The organism is Methyloferula stellata AR4 (assembly GCF_000385335.1).
Classification (GTDB): Bacteria; Pseudomonadota; Alphaproteobacteria; order Rhizobiales; family Beijerinckiaceae; genus Methyloferula; species Methyloferula stellata.
Genome location: NZ_ARWA01000001.1, coordinates 3,063,696 through 3,081,966, shown reverse-complemented (window position 1 = coordinate 3,081,966; position 18,271 = coordinate 3,063,696). Strand labels below are relative to the sequence as shown.

Annotated in this window: 21 protein-coding genes; 11 read left to right on the top strand and 10 right to left on the bottom strand. The window is 57.4% G+C overall.

Going from position 1 to position 18,271, the window contains the following annotated elements; translation table 11 throughout:
- Positions 1-43: 43 nt before the first annotated feature.
- The 4 genes from A3OQ_RS24505 to A3OQ_RS0115115 all read right to left on the bottom strand — a co-directional run bounded on the left by A3OQ_RS24505 (position 44) and on the right by A3OQ_RS0115115 (position 2,187).
- Entirely contained in the window at positions 44-439 is a 396-nt protein-coding gene (locus tag A3OQ_RS24505; RefSeq protein WP_026595857.1) for a hypothetical protein, read from the bottom strand.
- Positions 440-846: 407 nt separating this feature from the next.
- A complete protein-coding gene (locus A3OQ_RS0115125; protein WP_020176253.1) occupies positions 847-1,116 on the bottom strand; it encodes a GlsB/YeaQ/YmgE family stress response membrane protein in 270 nt (89 codons plus the stop codon).
- Positions 1,117-1,163: 47 nt separating this feature from the next.
- On the bottom strand, positions 1,164-1,559 hold the full coding sequence (locus A3OQ_RS0115120; RefSeq protein ID WP_020176252.1) for a hypothetical protein: 396 nt from the start codon (positions 1,557-1,559) through the stop codon (positions 1,164-1,166).
- A 130-nt stretch (positions 1,560-1,689) separates the two neighbouring features.
- Positions 1,690-2,187 (bottom strand): Spy/CpxP family protein refolding chaperone, encoded by a 498-nt coding sequence (locus A3OQ_RS0115115; protein ID WP_020176251.1) that lies wholly within the window; start codon positions 2,185-2,187, stop codon positions 1,690-1,692.
- Positions 2,188-2,465: 278 nt separating this feature from the next.
- On the opposite strand from A3OQ_RS0115115, the gene A3OQ_RS22620 reads away from it, so the two are divergent.
- The gene (locus A3OQ_RS22620; protein WP_083931679.1) at positions 2,466-2,630 is read left to right on the top strand and encodes a DUF3309 family protein; all 165 of its coding nucleotides are present in this window, start codon (positions 2,466-2,468) and stop codon (positions 2,628-2,630) included.
- A 21-nt stretch (positions 2,631-2,651) separates the two neighbouring features.
- Here the strand turns inward: A3OQ_RS22620 and A3OQ_RS0115105 are convergent, their stop codons facing one another.
- Entirely contained in the window at positions 2,652-3,986 is a 1,335-nt protein-coding gene (locus A3OQ_RS0115105; RefSeq protein ID WP_020176249.1) for an MFS transporter, read from the bottom strand.
- A 153-nt stretch (positions 3,987-4,139) separates the two neighbouring features.
- On the opposite strand from A3OQ_RS0115105, the gene A3OQ_RS24905 reads away from it, so the two are divergent.
- Positions 4,140-4,841 carry a hypothetical protein gene (locus A3OQ_RS24905; RefSeq protein ID WP_152428476.1) on the top strand — a complete coding sequence of 234 codons (702 nt, stop codon included), beginning with the start codon at positions 4,140-4,142 and terminating at the stop codon, positions 4,839-4,841.
- A 138-nt stretch (positions 4,842-4,979) separates the two neighbouring features.
- Here the strand turns inward: A3OQ_RS24905 and A3OQ_RS0115095 are convergent, their stop codons facing one another.
- Positions 4,980-5,780: a class I SAM-dependent methyltransferase gene (locus A3OQ_RS0115095; RefSeq protein WP_020176247.1), complete on the bottom strand. Its 801-nt coding sequence runs from the start codon at positions 5,778-5,780 to the stop codon at positions 4,980-4,982.
- Positions 5,781-6,002: 222 nt separating this feature from the next.
- Here A3OQ_RS0115095 and A3OQ_RS0115090 point away from each other — a divergent pair, with 222 nt between their 5' ends.
- The gene (locus A3OQ_RS0115090; protein ID WP_020176246.1) at positions 6,003-6,935 is read left to right on the top strand and encodes a transporter family protein; all 933 of its coding nucleotides are present in this window, start codon (positions 6,003-6,005) and stop codon (positions 6,933-6,935) included.
- Between the two features lie 177 nt (positions 6,936-7,112).
- Here A3OQ_RS0115090 and A3OQ_RS0115080 read toward each other — a convergent pair whose 3' ends face one another.
- Complete coding sequence (locus tag A3OQ_RS0115080) at positions 7,113-7,505, bottom strand: hypothetical protein (RefSeq protein WP_020176244.1); 393 nt, start codon at positions 7,503-7,505, stop codon at positions 7,113-7,115.
- A 286-nt stretch (positions 7,506-7,791) separates the two neighbouring features.
- Complete coding sequence (locus A3OQ_RS24715) at positions 7,792-7,950, bottom strand: hypothetical protein (protein ID WP_161607348.1); 159 nt, start codon at positions 7,948-7,950, stop codon at positions 7,792-7,794.
- A 332-nt stretch (positions 7,951-8,282) separates the two neighbouring features.
- On the opposite strand from A3OQ_RS24715, the gene A3OQ_RS0115065 reads away from it, so the two are divergent.
- Positions 8,283-8,597, top strand: a complete 315-nt coding sequence (locus tag A3OQ_RS0115065) for a hypothetical protein (protein ID WP_020176241.1) — start codon at positions 8,283-8,285, stop codon at positions 8,595-8,597.
- A gap of 310 nt (positions 8,598-8,907) precedes the next feature.
- A complete protein-coding gene (locus tag A3OQ_RS0115055) occupies positions 8,908-9,807 on the top strand; it encodes a hypothetical protein (protein ID WP_152428475.1) in 900 nt (299 codons plus the stop codon).
- A gap of 41 nt (positions 9,808-9,848) precedes the next feature.
- On the opposite strand, the gene A3OQ_RS0115050 is transcribed toward A3OQ_RS0115055, so the two are convergent.
- Positions 9,849-10,790 carry a YncE family protein gene (locus A3OQ_RS0115050; protein WP_161607347.1) on the bottom strand — a complete coding sequence of 314 codons (942 nt, stop codon included), beginning with the start codon at positions 10,788-10,790 and terminating at the stop codon, positions 9,849-9,851.
- Between the two features lie 32 nt (positions 10,791-10,822).
- Positions 10,823-11,398 (bottom strand): SRPBCC family protein, encoded by a 576-nt coding sequence (locus A3OQ_RS0115045; RefSeq protein WP_020176238.1) that lies wholly within the window; start codon positions 11,396-11,398, stop codon positions 10,823-10,825.
- A gap of 217 nt (positions 11,399-11,615) precedes the next feature.
- On the opposite strand from A3OQ_RS0115045, the gene A3OQ_RS0115040 reads away from it, so the two are divergent.
- The 6 genes from A3OQ_RS0115040 (at position 11,616) to A3OQ_RS0115010 (ending at position 18,158) form a co-directional block, all read left to right on the top strand.
- Positions 11,616-13,028, top strand: coding sequence for an ATP-binding protein (locus A3OQ_RS0115040; RefSeq protein ID WP_161607346.1), 1,413 nt, complete (start codon positions 11,616-11,618; stop codon positions 13,026-13,028).
- Between the two features lie 28 nt (positions 13,029-13,056).
- Positions 13,057-13,719 carry a response regulator transcription factor gene (locus A3OQ_RS0115035; RefSeq protein ID WP_244427163.1) on the top strand — a complete coding sequence of 221 codons (663 nt, stop codon included), beginning with the start codon at positions 13,057-13,059 and terminating at the stop codon, positions 13,717-13,719.
- Between the two features lie 411 nt (positions 13,720-14,130).
- Positions 14,131-16,035 carry a methanol/ethanol family PQQ-dependent dehydrogenase gene (locus A3OQ_RS0115030; RefSeq protein WP_040580128.1) on the top strand — a complete coding sequence of 635 codons (1,905 nt, stop codon included), beginning with the start codon at positions 14,131-14,133 and terminating at the stop codon, positions 16,033-16,035.
- 194 nt (positions 16,036-16,229) lie between these two features.
- On the top strand, positions 16,230-17,147 hold the full coding sequence (gene moxJ, locus A3OQ_RS0115020; RefSeq protein ID WP_040580125.1) for a methanol oxidation system protein MoxJ: 918 nt from the start codon (positions 16,230-16,232) through the stop codon (positions 17,145-17,147).
- A 54-nt stretch (positions 17,148-17,201) separates the two neighbouring features.
- Positions 17,202-17,783 (top strand): cytochrome c(L), periplasmic, encoded by a 582-nt coding sequence (moxG, locus tag A3OQ_RS0115015; RefSeq protein WP_020176232.1) that lies wholly within the window; start codon positions 17,202-17,204, stop codon positions 17,781-17,783.
- An 81-nt stretch (positions 17,784-17,864) separates the two neighbouring features.
- A complete protein-coding gene (locus tag A3OQ_RS0115010; RefSeq protein WP_020176231.1) occupies positions 17,865-18,158 on the top strand; it encodes a methanol dehydrogenase [cytochrome c] subunit in 294 nt (97 codons plus the stop codon).
- Positions 18,159-18,271 lie beyond the last annotated feature (113 nt).

The window sequence follows — 18,271 nt, the reverse complement described above, 5'->3', positions numbered from 1 at the left end:
TAGGCTCAGGTCAATGTAATGGCTCGCTGATGCCTGCTAGCAATCAGTAGGAAATCTGGGGCGGCGCGCCGAAGGCATTGCCGACGACGTAGAACGGGAATTGCGCGACCTGCCCGGCGAAATGGGCCGGAGCGCCGATGATGACCAAAGGCGTATTGCCGGTCGCCGGAAAGATAGAACCCACCGCGCGGAAGGGCAGGCTGACAAGGGTCGCGGCGATGGCGACAGGCGCCGTCACGATCACGCCGGGGCCATGGAACGGATCGGGAGCCACCGCGACCGGCACGGGAGCTGCCCGTCTCACGGTCAGAGAATGGTAGCCATAGTGGTGGTGATGATGGTGGTGATAGGCTCTCGCCTCAGCCGGCAGAGTGAGTGCCGTTGCGAGAACCGCCGGTATCATGGCGATTAGCGCCAGCTTTGTTGTCTTCGTCTGCATGCTGATGATCTCCTTAGTCTTTGTTGGTCTCGTCCGAAGGTCGCTATAAGCACCGAATAAGGCCGTTGCTGGGCAAGGCCGCATTGCGTAGCGGCGTGATTCAGTCCGCTTCCAATCTCAAAGCATGAGCCGTTTTAAGAGTCTAGCCGAGGGGCCGGTTCGAAACGATAGTGTGATCGGACGCGGTCGGTTCACGCATGAGCCGCAGGCGCGCGCAGTGCTTTTTTTGTCAGGCGTTGCAAAGGAACAACACTTTGTCCGACACATGAGCATGGGCGTCGCTTGAGCATGGGCGTCGCTGGCGCGAGGTGGTGGACTCGCACCGGCGGGAGCTTTCTTCTGGATCAGCGAAATAGGAAAGTCCGAGCCACAGCGCGAGAGCGTCCAATCGCCGCCGCATCGATGGATCAGCGCCACCATCCTCTGCGGCGATGGAAGAGGCCAAGTATGATCAAAAGCACGACGGCGCCGATCGTCGCAACGATGATTTGATCGATGATTCCGGCGCCCAGATGAACTCCGACCCGGGGCAGGAGCCAGCTGCCGATCAGGGCTCCGATAATGCCGACGCAAATATCGGGGATCAGTCCAAAGCCATAGCCCCGGACGATGAGGCCGGCCAGCCATCCGGCGATCGCTCCGACAAGGAGAATGATGAGGAGACTTTCACCGGACATGATGGCCTTTCCCGCGTCTGCACGCGTTCTGCTTTTACAACCTATTATTAGTCGGACGTCGTGGAGCGTTCCGCTGGTGCAGGGTTTCCCGGGCTGGCACGATGTCCCGAAGGCAAGGCGATTGCGAATAAATATGCGATCAAAACGGCGGCGCAAAATGCAAGGACAAGAAGAGCTGCCGTGCTCTTCGTGCGGGGCAGACTGCGCGGCAGACTGATTGTATTGACCACGGGAGCATATTTGCGCTTCGGCAGCAATGAGAAAAGCCGGTCTGCCATGACTCGAGCGTCATTCGCCATCTGATCTGAATCGCCTGTCTGATCTGGCATCAGGCGCGTCAGAACCTGGATGGCAACATCCTTTGGCAGTTTCGAAATGCGGGCCGCTTCCTTCCAGGGATCGGCTCCCGAGCGTGCAATCGCCGAGGCGATCGTGAGCTGCATCCCGTTTTTTTCATCGCAGACCACGGCATAGAGGAATGCATCATATTCCGGGTCAAGGGGTGGAAAGACTGATGTCACTGATGGTCCAATTCTGAGTTTACACGTATAACGCGTGCGCTCCTCGTCCATTCTAATGGCGGTCGATTTCGAATTCGGTTTTCATGAATTGAATCAACCGATGCTTCTGGTGATTGTCGAGATTGCCGTAGAGCGGTTCGGCCGCATCGGCCAGTCTTTGCAGAGATACGGCGCGTAAGGTGAGCCTCGTCGCCTCGTCGCGCATCATGGCGAGGTCGTTCGGACGATCTTCGCGATCGCGACGGTTCTCATAGGCGCTCCGGCCGGCCACGAGCGTCTTGAGTTGACCGATACCATAATCGTGAAGCGCAGTCTGAAGGCTGGGCCAATTCTTTTCCTGATCCGGCGTGAGCCGCAGTTCCGCCTTGAGCCAGGCGATCCTGGCGTCGACGTCGTTTGCGATCTGATTGTCCGTGGGGCCCGTCTGGTCCGATTGCGCGGCCTTGGGTTGGGGCGGCTTGGCATCGCCCGTTTCGGCGAATGCGCCATTGATGCTAGCGGCACACGTGAGTGCCAGGCTCGAAAGCACGATGACGATTTGCTTCTTCATCTCATCCGCCGAGGTATGTCGGACTCCCCACGTCATCGCGGGCAGTACCGCAAGGGGCTGATCGCACATAGGGCGACGGCCCGTAACAACACCTGAAAGACAGCTAAGTTCCTCTTGCATACGCACGTTTAGAATGAGTGACAGACAGATGCGCCCCACGGACGCATCTGCGGGGTCTGCGTAGTTTCCCCAATCTATGACGGTGGACTGCGGATACCTATGTTCAGCTTGGCAAGGCAGTGCAATGGCCGGCAGCCCGCCAAATGGAGATCAAGTTCATGTCGTTGGGGCTCATTCTTCTCATTCTCGTCATCATCTTTTTATTCGGTGGCTTCAGCGGCCGGTTCGGCGGCTACGGCTATGGCTATGGCAATGGTGGTATTGGCATCCTCGGTACCATCTTGGTGGTTGTGGTCATCCTCATGGTGATCGGAAAAATTTGAGGGCCTAATCCGCGGGCCCTTTCATATGTCGCTTAGCGAGGGCAGGGAATCCAGCGCCTGCGATGGCTGCAAGTCATACGGCGGCGCACCGCTTGCCTCGGGCGCAAGATCGACATGGCGCGTTTCGCCGATCCATAACACGGCGCCGAGACTGACCAGCGCCGCGGCCGTGAGATAGGCGCCCACCCAATTGAGGCCGCCCCGGTCTGCGAGCATCTGCGCGATGGATGGCGCGAAAGAGGCGCCGAGAATACCGCCGAGATTATAGGTGACCGAGGCGCCAGTATAGCGCACCCGCGTCGGGAAAAGCTCCGGCAAATAGGCGCCCATCGGGGCAAAGATCGCGCCCATCAGGAAAAGCTCGCCGAAGAGAAACAAGCTGATCATAAGGATCGAGCCGCTGCCGAGCAAAGGTCCGAACAGAAAACCGGACAGCCCCGTCAGCACCAACCCGCCGATCAGCACAGGACGGCGGCCGACATGGTCGGACAGGCGGGCCGAAATGGGGATCGCAATCACCATCCCGAAAATGGCAAAACATTCGAGCGCCAGGAATGCGGGCCGCGAAAAACCCAGCGCCGTCGTCCCATAGCCGAGCGCAAAGACCGTGCTGAGATAGAAGAGGCCATAGCAGGCCACCATCGTGAGGCTGCCCAGCACCGTCCGCAAGGCGTTATGTCGGACGAGGTCTCCAAGCGGCAGGCGCGCCGGCTGCCGTTGCTTCATCGCCTGCGTGAAGACGGGAGTCTCGGTGAGTTTCAACCGGACATAGAGCCCGATGAAGACAAGCACGGCGCTCATGAGAAAAGGCACCCGCCACCCCCAGCGCTGGAATGCATCGTCTCCAAGCGACGCCGCAAGAGCCAGAAAGATCCCATTCGCAAAAATGAAACCGATGGGTGCGCCGAGCTGCGGAAACATGCCAAACCACGCGCGGCGGCCGGCCGGCGCGTTTTCGATCATCAGGAGCGCGGCGCCGCCCCATTCGCCGCCCAATCCGATGCCTTGGCCGAAGCGCAAAACACACAGCACGAGCGGCGCCCAGAAGCCGATTTGCGCGTAGCCCGGCAAGAACCCGACCAGGGTCGTGCAAGTCCCCATGATGAGCAAGGAGGCAACCAGCGTCGCCTTGCGCCCGCTGCGATCGCCGAAATGGCCGAAGATCGCCGATCCGACCGGCCGCGCGATAAAGGCGATGGCGAAAGTCGCAAAGGAACTCAGTTGCTGCGCGGTCTGCGAGCTCGACGGGAAGAAGATCGGCCCGAGAACGAGGGCCGCCGCCGTCGCATAGATATAGAAATCGTAATATTCGATCGCCGTTCCGATAAAACTGGCGATCACGATCCGTGGTCTCATGAACTCTCTACCCGGCCTTTGATCCTCTGTCCCTTATACGCCAGCACCGCCCGCGTGTGCCAACGCACATGAACTCATGAACCGAATTGGAGCGCCACGCGACCCATAGGCATGACGGCGGCGATGGGCTGCCTCGACCTGAGGACAACGACAATGGCACTTTCTCTCTCTCTCAAATCATATCGCACATTTATGCTCGCGGCCGCGATCGGAGCGGCGGCCTTGGCGCCGAATGCGGCTTCGGCCTTTGGTTTCGGCGGCGGCCATTTTGGCGGGGGCTTCGGTGGCGGCCATTTTGGCGGCGGTCATTTTGGTGGCGGCTTCGGAGGCTTCCATGGTGGCTTCGGTCATCAGATGCCAAACCATTTCGCGGGTCTTCACGATCCGGGTTTCGGCCATCACCCGTTTCCCGGCCATTTCCCGCATCCGTTCCCGCATCCGTTTCCGCATTTCCCGCATTGCCATCACTTTGGCTGCGGGCCGGTCTACGGTGGCGGCCCCGTTTATGACCAGCCGGTTGAGACGGCCAGCGTTGGCGTCATGCGGGAGCAATCGGGCTATTACCGGGAGAAGATGGTTCCCGCCCCGGCCGTATCCAATTGTAATGCCGATAACGGGACCTTTGTGCTCATCGGCTTCGTGGAGACCGCGACGGCGGCGGACGTTGCGAAATTCCTGCAAGCCTATGAAGTCGTCATCACCGACGGCCCGAACCAGGACAGCAATTTCATCATCAAGCTGTCGGATCGGAAGATGACCGATAAAGAGGTTCAGGCCGAGATGGCCGAGATGCAGGCGGAGAAGCCGGTGGTCCGCTTCGTCAGCCTGCCGGATACCACTTCGGCCAGAAACTGATTACCGATCGACACACGAACCGGCGGCAATTATGGCCGCCGGTTCGAACGACGGTCTCCGCGAAGATCTTCGGGCGTGACGATGACCGTAGCGGGTCGAACCATTCGATCGGTCGGCTGCATGATGCATAATGTTTGATCAGGGCTTCACGAAGCGCAGCGTCAGGCGGTCGGATTCGCCGATGGCTTGATATTGCGCACGATCGGCATCTTTCAACGCGTAGACCGGCGGCAGGGTCCAGACGCCCTTGGGATGATTGTGATTGTCCTTTGGATTGGCGTTGATCTCGCTTTCGCCGTCGAACTTGAAGCCCGCCGCCTCCGCCAATCTGATGATGGTGGAACGTTTGACATAACCGCCGCTGAATTCCTGCGCTGCGTCTTCCGGCAAATGATGATCGACGACGCCAAGCACGCCGCCTGGTTTCAAAGCGCGATAGCAATCCGCGAAAAATTGCGCCGCCGCCGCATCGCCCGCCATCAGGAAATTATGGACATTGCGGAAGGTCAGCACGATGTCGGCACTGCCAGGTGGCGCGATCTCGCTGGCTTTGCCTTTTTCCAGCGTGGTCAGCACGGCCTTATCGAAGCGCTTCGGGTCGCTGGCAAAGAGCGCTGCCAGGGCATCATGCGCCTTTCCAGGGGCCTCCGCGGCGATATATGTGCCGCCGTCGTGCAGCAATGGCGCCAGAATCTCGGCATACCAGCCGGGCGCGGGCCAGATCTCCACGACTGTCTTTGTTGGAGACACGCCGAAGAATGTCAGCGTCTCGACCGGATGCCGATAGATATCGCGCGCCGTGTCTTCGGGCTTGCGATCCGGGCTTGCCACTGCCGCGCGGATCGCCGTTTGAGCCTCGGACGGCGCGGGCTCAGCCAGCGCGGGCAAGGCGGCAATTGACAGGCTGCCGATAAGGGCAAGCGAAAGAAAAGGGCGCAAGATCAGTCTCCCGAACCGGTCGTGACGAACATGGCTTTCCAGCTATCCTATAACATAGAAAGCCGAAAGGCTTCGCCGGCCGAATTTGCCGCACGATGGAAGACTCTTCCCCGCAGCGTTTTTGAATGCCCGCGGTGCGCCGCTATGATCGAGATCAACTACACGAGCCGCCTTTGCATCTAGCTTTAAGCGTTGGTGCAAATGGGGGCTCTTATGTCAAAAATGAGAAACAAAAATAAAACCGCGCGCAAATATGGATATTTGCTGACGGCAACTGTCGCGACGGTGGCGGGTCTCGCCTCTGTCGATGGCGCTCTCGCGACGCCGGTCAACCCGCCCGGCTGGACGGCCGGACTGCAGCTCGGCGCGCCTTTGCCGCAGGGCCTCTATTTCGTCGATACGGGCACCTATTTCGAGCGGTCGAATTCGGCTTTCGGCTCACCGAAGATCGATGCGGTCATCAATCTGCCGGTCATGATCTGGTCGACGCCCGCGACATTGCTCGGCGGCAGGCTCGAACTTATCGCGACGATCCCGGAAATCGGCGTCGGCATCAATCCCAACTCACCCGCCGGATCAAGCTGGCATCGCGACATATATAATTACGGCGGTCTCGCTGGCCTCGCCTGGGATCTCGGCGGCGGCTGGAGCGTCGCCGATCATGTCGGCTTCTTCGGTCCGGTCGATACGGATGTCGGCAATAATGTCGGCATCGGCGGGAATTTCTGGACCTTCGTCGAATCGGCATCGGTCGCCTATAATCACGACGGTTGGGCCTTGAGCGCCAATTTCTTCTACGGCCACAGCTTCAACGACAACAACACCGGCATCCATACGCAGCCCGACTCGGCGCAGGTCGACTTCGCCGCGACGAAACATATCGACAAATGGGAAGTCGGACTTGTCGGCTATGGCTCGACCGATCTCGGCGGCGCCGCGCGGGATATGGACGCTTTTGGCTTCGCCCATCCGCAGCAGCAATTCGCGCTCGGCGGACTCGTCGGTTATAATTTCGGTCCGGTGATCACACAATTTTACGTGACCCGCGATGTCGCCGAACGGAATTACACGGGCTATGACACGCGGTTCTGGGGCCGCCTCGTCGTGCCTTTGTGGGCACCGTCCGCGCCGGCACCGCTCGTCGCGAAATATTGAGGCCTCAGCCTTTGGTATGTACTGTTCCATGGGCGGCATGGCCGTCCATGGAACATGCTCTAAAACTTACCGACTAGCCCGGCCTCGGCGGCGTAGTCCGAAAACAACGCAAGATTGCTTTCGAGATTGCTCGCTATCTCGGTAAAATCCTCGAGACTATAGGCCGAGCGTTCGTCGTCATCTTCGACGAACGCTCGGCGGACCGTCTGCTCCCGCATGGACCGCTTTCAGCCGGGGCAAGGGATTGAGAATCCAATCCGGTTGAACGAAGCCCGGCGATTGAGCCGAAACCCAAGTGGAATGGACGATATCGTTGCGCAGCGGCGCAAGCATCATGAGAACGTTGAGATAGGTCCTTACGCGATCATATTGATCGAGCGGGACATTGCGGTGACGCGGCAGGTCGAGCAATGTCTTGTGCTTCTCTTCCAATGTCAGATGGTGGGTCACCAAAATGGCGGACGCTGTTTGCGTGCCGAGCAGATGCGCCGCGATGCGCGACATCAGCAATTCATGCGCGGCGAAACTCTGAACGATCTTTCCAAACAGCGTGAAATGCCGTTCGCTCACTCCAGTGCCATCTTGTATCCCTGTGTCCCATATAGACGTGCGGCCCTGCCACCTGGAGCATGATCCCAAAAAGGCGCAGACGTTTTGGACAAGACCCTGCGTGAAACAAAAGATCGGGGCGCGACGCGATTCAAACTAGAGCGATCATGTTCTAGGAGAAGGCAAGAAACACGCGAAAAGCCGGTATCCATTGCGTTAAATCAATCTTTTGACTCTATTGGCCCGCGGCCGGCCGGGACGCTCCGCAGGGCTCAAGCCTGCTCGAACTGCGTGCTGCCTGATGCGGTTAACCGCAATCCTGGCGGCCGACCGAGATGCAATCCTCCCGTTGAATCATCTTCTGCATGTAGGGGAAGAGCCAAAAGCCGATGCAGATCGCGCCGACTACCCCCAAAAGCACGATGATGGGCACAAGGTCGGGACGCTGAGAATTGGGCTTAGGCACGGATCATTGCCTCATATGCGGGGGTGTCGGCAGGCAAACGTCATTAGATCACGAGGCGCGTCCAGGCGTCGAATCGCTTTTTCGGCATGGGAAGCCCGTGCCAGAGCGACGATTGTATGGGGGGAGGCGGGAAAGTCGCAGAAGCCGGATGAAAGGATCGGCCGGTTCGGCGTTCACCACAATCCATCTGAATAAAGAGAAACCGGCCTGCAACATCTTGCCGATGCGGCAATTGGCATCAAATGTCATGATTGGACATCGACTCTTTCCCCGTCTTCCGCGCAAAGCTGTGCCCGGACAATGGGCGACGCAGATATGCGAGAGATGCTGAGATGATATCGCCCCATACGCCACCTGGAACCAAGATCGTATGCATCGACGCCGATCTGCACCGCAGGTTCAATATCCACGGCTTTTTTTACACATCTTCGATGGATGGTCTCACGAAGGACGCGGTTTACACCGTTCGTGATGTTCTTCCTGACGAAACCTGCATCGATCAATTCGAAGTCAGGCTGGTGGAAATCGAGCGGCCTTGTAACGGCGGCTATGCCCTGTCGCGCTTCCGCTATCTTGAGCTTCCACGCACTCTCATTGACCTTCTGAACACTGAGCCGGTGAAAGACAGAGCCGTGGAGTCTGTGTGAACCGGGCGCCAATGGAGTTGGAGGCTTCAATGCGGGACATCTGCGCTTCTAGCCGCGGCATCGAGGGCGGTTTCGCGAAATCTCGAGCTTGTTGCCGGAGACGCCAAAAGCGCTCCGATAATGGGTGATCAAATCCATATAACTATTTGATATTAAAAGGCACCAGGGGAGGAATAGGATAGGCCATACAGTACTGACTTTATTTAAGTTTTACTCCATACGGCCGGTCTGTCGCGTCAGTGATCAATACGTACGGCATCGAAACGGCATGGCGCGCATTGATATGGGCTTGTTGTAGAAAGGAATGAGAGTGCGTGCCCGTCAGATCGCTGTGGCAATCCTGCTGAATGCCAATCTTTTCTCAGGCTCAGCGCATGCTGAGGCTCTGGGGTCGTTTCTCGCGGATCCCGCGCAGTTTCATGTCATAGGCGACCCGGACCACGGCTCGCTTCCCCATTATGGCTTTCGGGCGTCGGATGCATTCATAGCGGCCGTCACGGCGGCGGATATAAAGAAGGTCTTCATCGAAATCCCCAGCAAGTTTCAGCCGCTGTTCGACAAGATTTATCACGGTGCGATGGACGTCGATGCGTTCGCGCGAGCCTATCACGCCGGCGGCGCGCGCTTCACAGGCGTCGACGGCGGCGATCAACTCGAAGCCGCGAAGCTCACCGGCGAGATGGCGCAAAAATTAGCCCATTTCAAAATCGAGACGATCGCTTTCGATACGACAGGTCTTATCGCATCAGACGATGGCCTTCCCGGCGGAAGACTCGATCCGATCTATTCATGCCTCTTGAACGAGGGTGCCGAAGCTGGCCGGGCGCGCGATCCGCTTTACGAGGAGCGGCTTGCGCAGGCGCGCTGGCGTGAGCGGTTGGCCGAAGATGCCTTGATCGCGGACGAGATCAAAAAAGCCGCGAATGGCGACAAATCCGTGATTTTGATCGGCGCGTTGCATCTTGCGACAGGCTACGCGCTCGATCGTCAAATGCATGCGAAGTCCGTCGTTATGTTCGGAATTGGCGAGCTGCAGTCCTATGCGATCGAGCTGCATCAATCGGCAAACGACCTTGGTCTCGATGCCAATCGTCTTCCGGATGGTTTTCTCGATATTTCCGATCTTGAAATCACCTCTAATATTCCGGAACTGCCCCGGATCAAATCCGCGACGGGACATTGGGTGGGGCTCTGCGGAGCGCCGTCCTGACGAAGTCGTGGATGTCATAGGCGCCATAGATCGGTCAGCGCTCAATCCGCATGGCAGAGGCTGGGGGCAGGGGCAAGAGCGACATAGCGCGGGCCTTCCGCGACCGGAATCCGTTGCACCTCAACGGCGTGATCGAGATCGAGCACGGAAACCGTATCCGAGAACCAATTCGCGACCTCCGCGCGATGACCCGAAGCATCGAAAACGGCCCCTTCCGGATAGCGGCCTGTCTTGATGCGGGCGATCGACGCGAGCGTTTCAGCGTCAAGCAAGACGGCGTCGTTTTCCGCCTGGCTTGTCACGAGAAGCTTCTTCCCGTCGCTTGAAACAGCAACACCATAAGGCATTTTGCCGACAGGCACCGTGGCCAGCACATGCAGGCTTCGCGCATCGATCACACTGATGTCGTCGCTTTGGACATTTGCGACATAGACCCGCGCCGCCAAAGCTGAGAAGGCCAAAGCAAACGGCGCCTTGCCGACTTTTATTGTCGCGACGATTGCAAGCGACGTCGCGTCGAGCGCACTGACCGTTCCATCTTCGCGATTGGCAACGAAAAGCCGGTTGCGGCCGTGGTCGAAAACGACATGGGCGGGCGAGCGGCCGGTTTTCGTTTCCGCCGTGATCTTGCCGTTCGCCACATCCATGCGCGAAACGACGCCCCTGTTCCAATCCGTGACGAAAATATGCGTCGCATCGGCATCGCTCGCGATACCGAAGGGCATGCCCGGATAGGGCAAGACGGATCGCACTTTTCTCTGTGCGAGATCGACGACGCTGATCTTTCGCAGTTCGGGATGCGTGACGAACAGAAAGCGGCCGTCGCAAGAGGCTGCCATATTGACCGGGCCGAGCGGCAAATCGATCGTCTGGGGCGGGGTCTCCGCTGAAGCGATCTCCGTCAGACGATGGCCAGACTGACTGATGACATAAACAGTCTGGGCCTTCGCGTTCGTAGGCAAACAGATATCGATCGAAGCCATGAGCAGAGCTACGATGCTTCGCGAGGCCCGCATTATTTTTGCTCAGCCAAACGCTTCAGATTATTGAGACCTGTATCGAAAAATTGGTCCATGGCCTTGAGGGCGGACTCGTCGTCAAGACCTTCGGCAGGCTCGTTTCCTGTATCGCCGCGATAGAAACGGCCGATCCATTCGACGTCCGTCTTGCCGTCGGCCGTGGGCGTCAGGCGGATCGTTGCCGTATAGGAACTGACCGGGAAAGCCTTCACGTCCTCGTCGGCACGCCGGTAGGAATAGGTCATCTTGGCCGCATCATATTCGGTGATGCCGTCGATGATTTCGCCGCCGCTCCTCAGCGTCAGCACGCGCAATTGGCTGCCTGTCTCGTCCAAACGCGGCTTACTGTCGGCGACAAGCGGATTCCATTTCGGAATGTTCACGAAGTCGCCCATCAACGCCCACACGGCCGCTGGCGGCGCGGCGATTTCGATCGTCTTGTCGATTTTTTTCGGAGTCGGGCCGTGCGCCTGTATCGGCGCGATGCTCGAAGCGACAAAAATCCAGACAAGTGACCAGAGGGCGAATGCTCGACTGCGCGGCGGCGGAAACAGTCCATAAAGCGTATTCATCTAGCCCTTTACTCCATAAAGACTTATGGGCAAGATGCTTAGCAATAGAGTTTTGAATAAACAACGGCCATGTCCAAGTTTATTTCTACATTTTACGAGAAAAAATACGATTTATATTGGAATGTTTCCTAAAAAAATGGATTTTTTCAGTCTTCCAAAGCGTGGTCGAAACCATTGATGCCGAGAGAAAGCCCGTAAGGGTCGAGGAATGCCAATGATGTTGCACTTCAAAACGGCCTCAGCCTCCATGCGATTGAGGCTCATCCTCATTCCCCCGTGTTTCCTGTTGCTGGGCATAGCCGTTGCGACTGGCGTAACGCTTTATGACGCGCGCGATCGCATCGCCCTGGAAACCGCATCGGGCATCACGATCGGCAGCCATCTGATCGAATATGCGCTCGACAATGTCGAGGTGGCGCCCGATCCCGATGCCGCTTTAAGACAATTGCAGACCGAACTTGTTCACGTCAGGCATATAAGAGTTGAATACAAGGCCGATCCGAACATGGCCGCGGTGCAATCTGTCGCGACGCCCGCGGCCAAGGAAGCGCCGGCCTGGTTCTTAAACTGGTTCGAGCCGGAGCGGGTTGCAAAACGTTTTCCGGTCCTCATTCACGGCCAGCCGCATGGGCAGCTCGTCATGTGGACCAAGCCGAGCGATGAGGCGGCTGAAGTCTGGGAAGAGCTGGTCTTTCTCGTCGGTCTTCTCTCTGCGATCTCGGTCGGCATCGTCACGCTTATCTGGCTTTCGGCGAGCCATACGCTGAAACCGCTTCATGAGCTTGTCGATGGGCTCGACCGCTTGCAACGCGGTCAGTTCGACGGCGTCGCCGATATGCGCGTGGCCGAACTTCAGCGGGTCGGCGAGCAGTTCAACTTGCTTGCAAAATCTCTGGCCCGGACGGAAGCGGACAAGCGGCTGCTGATCGATCGCCTTATGTCGATCCAGGAATCCGAACGAAAGGAGCTCGCGCGCGAGCTTCATGACGAGTTCGGCGCTTCGCTCTTCGGCATTCGCGCGGCTGCGTCTTGCATCGTCGAAGCAGCCGTCACGAAAAAAGGTGGTCAAATACGTGCACAAGAAATTGTCGAGCGCGCGAAAGCCATCTCGTCGATGGCCGATTCCATCCAAAAGCACAATTATCGCATTCTCGAGAGAATCCAGCCGGTGACCCTCAATCAGATGGGGCTCTACAGCGCGCTTCATCATCTGGTCGAGGCGTGGCGGTCCGCCCATAGTGGCTTCGACTGCGAGCTCGAGACACCGCAAGAAGAAGCCGCGTTCAGCGAGGACGTCAGCCTCACAAGTTACCGAATCGTGCAGGAATGCCTGACCAATGTGGCTCGCCATTCAATGGCGAAGAAAGTGCATATCGTGATGGCTTGCAGACACGGATCCTGCGCGCCGGCCGCCGTGAGGATGCGGGCGGAGCGCCGCATTTTCATTTCTGTCTCAGATGACGGAATCGGCTTGCCCCAGGATTTCAAGTTTGGCTTCGGCTTTCTCGGCATGACCGAACGCGTTCGCAAGCTGGGTGGCCATCTCACCGTTTCAAATGCTCAGCGCCGCGGAACGCTGATTGAAGCCGTCATCCCGGTCATCGACGCCGAGATGCGGCGCGCAAGCTGACATTCAGGTCGCATGAGGTGGTCAATTCATGGAGTTATTGAAGAATGGGCGTGGCATGCACGAACAGATAAAAGTCCTTGTCGTCGAGGATCATCCGATTGTCAGGGACGGTTGCCAGCGTATCCTCAACCGGCGCGAAGATCTTGACATGATCGCGGCAAGTTCGGCTCAAGCAGGATTGATCCTTAACCGCGAGTTTTTGCCACCGGTCATTGTGCTTGATGTCGGGCTACCGGACGCAAGCGGTTTCGATATCATCTCTGAGCTGCTAGGCGACAACCCGGAAGCCAAGATCATCATCTTCAGCATGTACGAAACAGCCAGTTTCGTAACGGCGGCCCTGGAAAAAGGTGCGTCGGGCTACATCACGAAAAATGATGATCCTGACACGATCCTCATGGCGATCGACAAGGTCCGCGCCGGTTCGGTTTATCTGGGTCAGGCCGTCGCGCAGACACTCGTTATGGTCAATCTATCTTTGGCCAATGATCCGCTGCGAGCGCTTAACGATAGGGAACGCCAGATCGTCGTGCGGCTTGGGGACGGCAAAAGCCTGACCGAAATATCGATCGAGCTTGTTCTCGGATATAAAACGGTTGCCAATGCCGTTGCTTCGATCAAGCAAAAACTGAAGATCCCAACGAGCTCTGCTTTGATCAAGTTTGCCGTGGAACTCAGATCGAAAATGTAGCCACCTATCGATCGTCCCTATACAGCCTTCCGCCCGACGCATAGCGCAATATTGGGCGTGATTTTCAATCTCCATTTTTGGCGACGCTATCAGGCCGCGTGGACGCGCAGGGCTTCGCCTTGGGCGCTTTTGGACAACTTCCAATAAAAAGAGAGTTCTTCCAAAATCTGATTGAAATACTGAAATACATGAAGACTACTTCCAATATATATAAGATTAATAGTTCTTGAATTTATTCACTATTAAACGATACTACGCATATACAAGCACAGCCTGTGCTTCTGATAGACGGTATAATATAAAATATAAGAAATATTCGTATATCGTGTCTATTCACGCAATAGATGAGGCTTTTACCTCAGTATTCCGCGTGAAAAGGACGATGTTGGGTGGGAAACGTGAGGACAGGCAATGAAAAACATACCCGTAAAGCGTAGATTTTTAACGTCGGTGTCGCTGGTCGCGGCGGCCGCGGCTCTGCAATTGAGCGCGCCCGTCGCCATGGCCAACGACAAGCTCATCGAACTGTCGAAGAGCAACGAAAACTGGGTGATGCCGGCGCGCACTTACGATGCCGACAATTATAGCCCCGATACGCAGATCAATACGACCAACGTCAAGCAATTGAAGGTCGCTTGGTCCTTCTCGACAGGCGTTCTCAACGGTCACGAAGGCGCTCCGCTTGTCGTCGGCGGCAAGATCTATATCAATTCGCCGTTTCCGAATAATGTCTTCGCGCTCGATCTCGACAATCCCGGCAAGATCCTTTGGCAGTATAAGCCCAAGCAAAATCCGGCCGCGCGTTCGGTTGCTTGTTGCGACCTCGTCAATCGCGGTCTCGCCTATTGGCCTGGCGACGGCAAGACTCCTCCGCTGATCTTCAACAATCAGCTCGACGGCAATGTCGTCGCCTTGAACGCCGAGACCGGCGAGTTCTATTGGCAGGTCGAAAACTCTGACATTCATGTCGGTTCGACGCTGACGATCGCGCCTTATGTCGTTAAGGACGAAGTCCTTGTCGGCTCCTCGGGCGCCGAACTCGGCGTGCGCGGCTACATCACGGCCTATGACGTCCGGACAGGCGAGCAAAAATGGCGCGCCTATGCGACAGGTCCCGACAAGGAGATGCTGCTCGGCAAGGACTTCAATATTCACAACCCCCAATATGGGCAGGCGGGCCTTGGGCTTGCCACCTGGGAAGGCGACGCCTGGAAGATCGGCGGCGGCACCAATTGGGGCTGGTATGCCTATGATCCCGGCACCAACCTCGTCTATTTCGGCACGGGCAATCCGTCGCCCTGGAATGCGACGATGCGGCCTGGCGACAACAAGTGGACGATGACGATCTTCGGCCGCGATGTCGATAGTGGCGAGGCGAAGTTCGGCTATCAGAAGACGCCGCATGACGAATGGGACTATGCTGGCGTCAACAATATGCTCCTGTCCGACGAGAAGGATAAGGACGGCAAGGTCCATAAGCTCCTGACGCATCCGGATCGCAACGGCTTCATCTATACGCTGGACCGCGAAAAGGGCGATCTCTTCACGGTCGGCAAGATCGACGACACGATGAACGAGTTCAAGGACGTCGACTTCAAGACCGGCCAGCCGATCCGCGATCCTGAATACGGTACCCGCATGGACCATCAGGCCAAGGACGTCTGTCCGTCGGCCATGGGCTATCACGATCAAGCGCATGATTCCTACGATCCGACGAAGCAGCTCTTCTTCATCGCAGCGAACCATATCTGCATGGATTGGGAGCCCTTCATGCTGCCCTATCGCGCCGGTCAGTTCTTCGTCGGCGCGACGCTCAGCATGTATCCCGGCCCGAAAGGCGATCGGCAGAACTATCTCGGCCTTGGACAGGTCAAAGCTTATGACGCTCTGACGAAATCCTTCAAATGGCAGGTGATGGAACGCTTCGCGGCCTGGGGCGGTACGATGGCGACGGCGGGGAATCTCGTTTTCTACGGGACGCTCGACGGCTACATCAAGGCGCGTAACAGCGAAACGGGCGAGCTTCTCTGGAAGTTCAAGATGCCCTCGGGTGCGATCGGCTATCCGATCACTTACGAGCATAAGGGCGTGCAATATGTCGCGATCTACTACGGCGTGGGCGGCTGGCCGGGTGTCGGTCTCGTCTTCGACCTGCAGGATCCGACGGCGGGCCTGGGTGCGGTCGGCGCCTTCAAGAACCTCCAGAAATGGACGCAGCAAGGCGGCGGTCTGTTGGTCTTCTCGCTGAACGGCCAGGGCCCGTATGACGACGTGAACCTCGACGAATACGACACGAAGGTCATCCGCGCCAATTAAGGCCACAAGTTCACGTTCTGCCGGGGCTCTCATGCCATTCCCCGTTTCATGGCATCCCGGCAGAACGCTTCTTCTTCGATCGAAGACCGGGTCTCGAACCCGGTCGTGAGCCGATCCTCGCGCTTCATTGCGCATCATCTTCGCAATGAAGCGCAAAGATCGTCAGACCTTATTCCCGCACAGAGGGTGCCATCATGAAAACCACACCAATGATCGCGACAGCGGCTTCCTCATGCCTGGGGCTTTTTGCATCGGCCCTCATAAGCTTCACTCAGGCTGCGTCTTTCGCGCCGGCTGCCCCCGGGGCCCCGGCACCTGCGCCGCGCGTGGCAACCGATGCCACCCCTGCCGACGCCAAGGTTTTGCGGATTTGCGCAGCGACGCAGCAATTGCCCTTCTCATCATCCGACGGTTCGGGTTTTGAAAATAAGATCGGTGTCGCCGTCGCAGATGCGATGGGACGCAAGCCGGAATTCGTGTGGGCCAGCAAGCCGGCGATTTATCTCGTCCGCGACTTCCTCGACAAGAAGGCCTGCGATGTCATCATCGGCCTCGACACGGGCGATGAGCGCGTGCTGACAACGAAGTCCTATTATCGCACCGGCTATGTGTTCCTCTCGCGGGCAGACCGCAATCTGACGATCAAATCCTGGAAAGATCCGAAGATCGAAAAGCTCGATCATATCGCTTTCGGGTTTGGATCTCCCGCGGAGGTGATGCTGAAGCAGATCGGTAAATATGAACAAGACATAAGCTATGTCTTTTCTCTTGTCGGCTTCAAGTCGCCGCGCAATCAATATGTGCAGGTCGATCCGTCCAAAATGGTGAGCGAGGTCGCATCGGGCAACGCGGATCTCGCGTCGGCATTTGCGCCGGAGGTCGCGCGTTACGTCAAGTCATCTCCGACGCCCTTGCGCATGACGATGATCGAAGACAACAGCGTCCGCGACGACGGGCTGAAGGTCCCGCAGCAGTTCGACCAATCGATGGGCGTTCGCAAGGACGACAGCGCGTTGTTGAGCGAGCTCAACGAGGCCATCGTCAAGGCGCGGCCCAAGATCGAAGCAATCCTGAAAGAGGAAGGCGTTCCCTTGCTCGATCAGCGGTCTTGACGAGAATTTTCACCACGGAATGCCACAAAGAAGAAATGGCGGGTTTTCAGAAACATGAAGAAAAAACTATGGGTCGCGATCCAAGCTGGATTGTTTGGGGGGATCGTGACGGCAGTGTTGGCGGCAGCGCCGCCGACCGCTCTTGATTTGCGCAATACGGTCACGGGAGAGCCTTTGAATTTGGACGATGCCTTGCCGGATGGCCGCGATACGGACGGCGTGAAGAAGTTCCTTCAAACAGGACGCGATCCCTATCTCGAAGATCCGAGCTGCTTGAGGAATGGTCAGAGTCTTTTCCTGACGGCCTGTTCCGGCTGTCATGGGCATCTCGCCGAAGGCAAGATCGGTCCCGGTCTGAATGACGATTACTGGACCTACCCGAAGAACCAGACGGACCAAGGCATATTCGAAACGGTCTTCGGCGGTGCGCGATCTCAAATGGGTCCGCATTACCTTGATCTGACGCTCGACGAGATGCTGCAGGTGATCGCGTGGGTGCGTCATCTCTACAAGGATGATGTCAAAGACGCGACCTGGTTCACGGCCGAGCAGAAGAAGAGTTTTAAGCCGTTTAAAGAAGGGGACGAAGAGAAGATCCCTAATACTCCGGGTCAATGCAAGGCGCTTCCAAACTAGCCTGATGGATCCGCAAAAGAGGATGACGCAGGTCATCGGATAAAGCGTGAAAAGGAGGAAAAGATGTTCAACACTCATTCAATGCACCATACGATCTTCGCCTGCGGTGCGGCGGCGCTATTTTCGCTTTCAATGACGGCTGCGGCCTCTGCCTATGACGGGCAGCATTGCAAGGCGCCAGGCAATTGCTGGGAACCCCATCCCGGCTATCCGGAAAAGATCGCCGGATCGAAATATGATCCCAAACACGATCCGAAAGAGATCGCAAAGCAAGCGGATTCCGAGCGTCAGATGGAAGAGCGCAATAAAAAGCGCGTCGACTATTTCAAGAAATCCGGAAAATTCGTTTACGACGTGGCGAAAATCCCGGAGTAGTCGGGTAGACTCTGTCTCCGGCGTCGCAATCGAAAATAGGCATCCCGGCGCGGCGAATGATGCGAGATCGCGGGCCTAGAGCCCCGAGATCAGCTCGTTCGTCGCGCATCTCC

What these genes read in the sequence shown, in the direction of transcription:
- A3OQ_RS24505 (WP_026595857.1), bottom strand. Translation starts at nt 439, where the DNA reads ATGCAGACGAAGACAACAAAGCTGGCGCTAATCGCCATGATACCGGCG.
- A3OQ_RS0115125 (WP_020176253.1), bottom strand. Translation starts at nt 1,116, where the DNA reads ATGTCCGGTGAAAGTCTCCTCATCATTCTCCTTGTCGGAGCGATCGCC.
- A3OQ_RS0115120 (WP_020176252.1), bottom strand. Translation starts at nt 1,559, where the DNA reads ATGCAGCTCACGATCGCCTCGGCGATTGCACGCTCGGGAGCCGATCCC.
- A3OQ_RS0115115 (WP_020176251.1), bottom strand. Translation starts at nt 2,187, where the DNA reads ATGAAGAAGCAAATCGTCATCGTGCTTTCGAGCCTGGCACTCACGTGT.
- A3OQ_RS22620 (WP_083931679.1), top strand. Translation starts at nt 2,466, where the DNA reads ATGTCGTTGGGGCTCATTCTTCTCATTCTCGTCATCATCTTTTTATTC.
- A3OQ_RS0115105 (WP_020176249.1), bottom strand. Translation starts at nt 3,986, where the DNA reads ATGAGACCACGGATCGTGATCGCCAGTTTTATCGGAACGGCGATCGAA.
- A3OQ_RS24905 (WP_152428476.1), top strand. Translation starts at nt 4,140, where the DNA reads ATGGCACTTTCTCTCTCTCTCAAATCATATCGCACATTTATGCTCGCG.
- A3OQ_RS0115090 (WP_020176246.1), top strand. Translation starts at nt 6,003, where the DNA reads ATGAGAAACAAAAATAAAACCGCGCGCAAATATGGATATTTGCTGACG.
- A3OQ_RS0115065 (WP_020176241.1), top strand. Translation starts at nt 8,283, where the DNA reads ATGATATCGCCCCATACGCCACCTGGAACCAAGATCGTATGCATCGAC.
- A3OQ_RS0115050 (WP_161607347.1), bottom strand. Translation starts at nt 10,790, where the DNA reads ATGGCTTCGATCGATATCTGTTTGCCTACGAACGCGAAGGCCCAGACT.
- A3OQ_RS0115045 (WP_020176238.1), bottom strand. Translation starts at nt 11,398, where the DNA reads ATGAATACGCTTTATGGACTGTTTCCGCCGCCGCGCAGTCGAGCATTC.
- A3OQ_RS0115040 (WP_161607346.1), top strand. Translation starts at nt 11,616, where the DNA reads ATGTTGCACTTCAAAACGGCCTCAGCCTCCATGCGATTGAGGCTCATC.
- A3OQ_RS0115035 (WP_244427163.1), top strand. Translation starts at nt 13,057, where the DNA reads ATGGAGTTATTGAAGAATGGGCGTGGCATGCACGAACAGATAAAAGTC.
- A3OQ_RS0115030 (WP_040580128.1), top strand. Translation starts at nt 14,131, where the DNA reads ATGAAAAACATACCCGTAAAGCGTAGATTTTTAACGTCGGTGTCGCTG.
- moxJ (WP_040580125.1), top strand. Translation starts at nt 16,230, where the DNA reads ATGAAAACCACACCAATGATCGCGACAGCGGCTTCCTCATGCCTGGGG.
- moxG (WP_020176232.1), top strand. Translation starts at nt 17,202, where the DNA reads ATGAAGAAAAAACTATGGGTCGCGATCCAAGCTGGATTGTTTGGGGGG.
- A3OQ_RS0115010 (WP_020176231.1), top strand. Translation starts at nt 17,865, where the DNA reads ATGCACCATACGATCTTCGCCTGCGGTGCGGCGGCGCTATTTTCGCTT.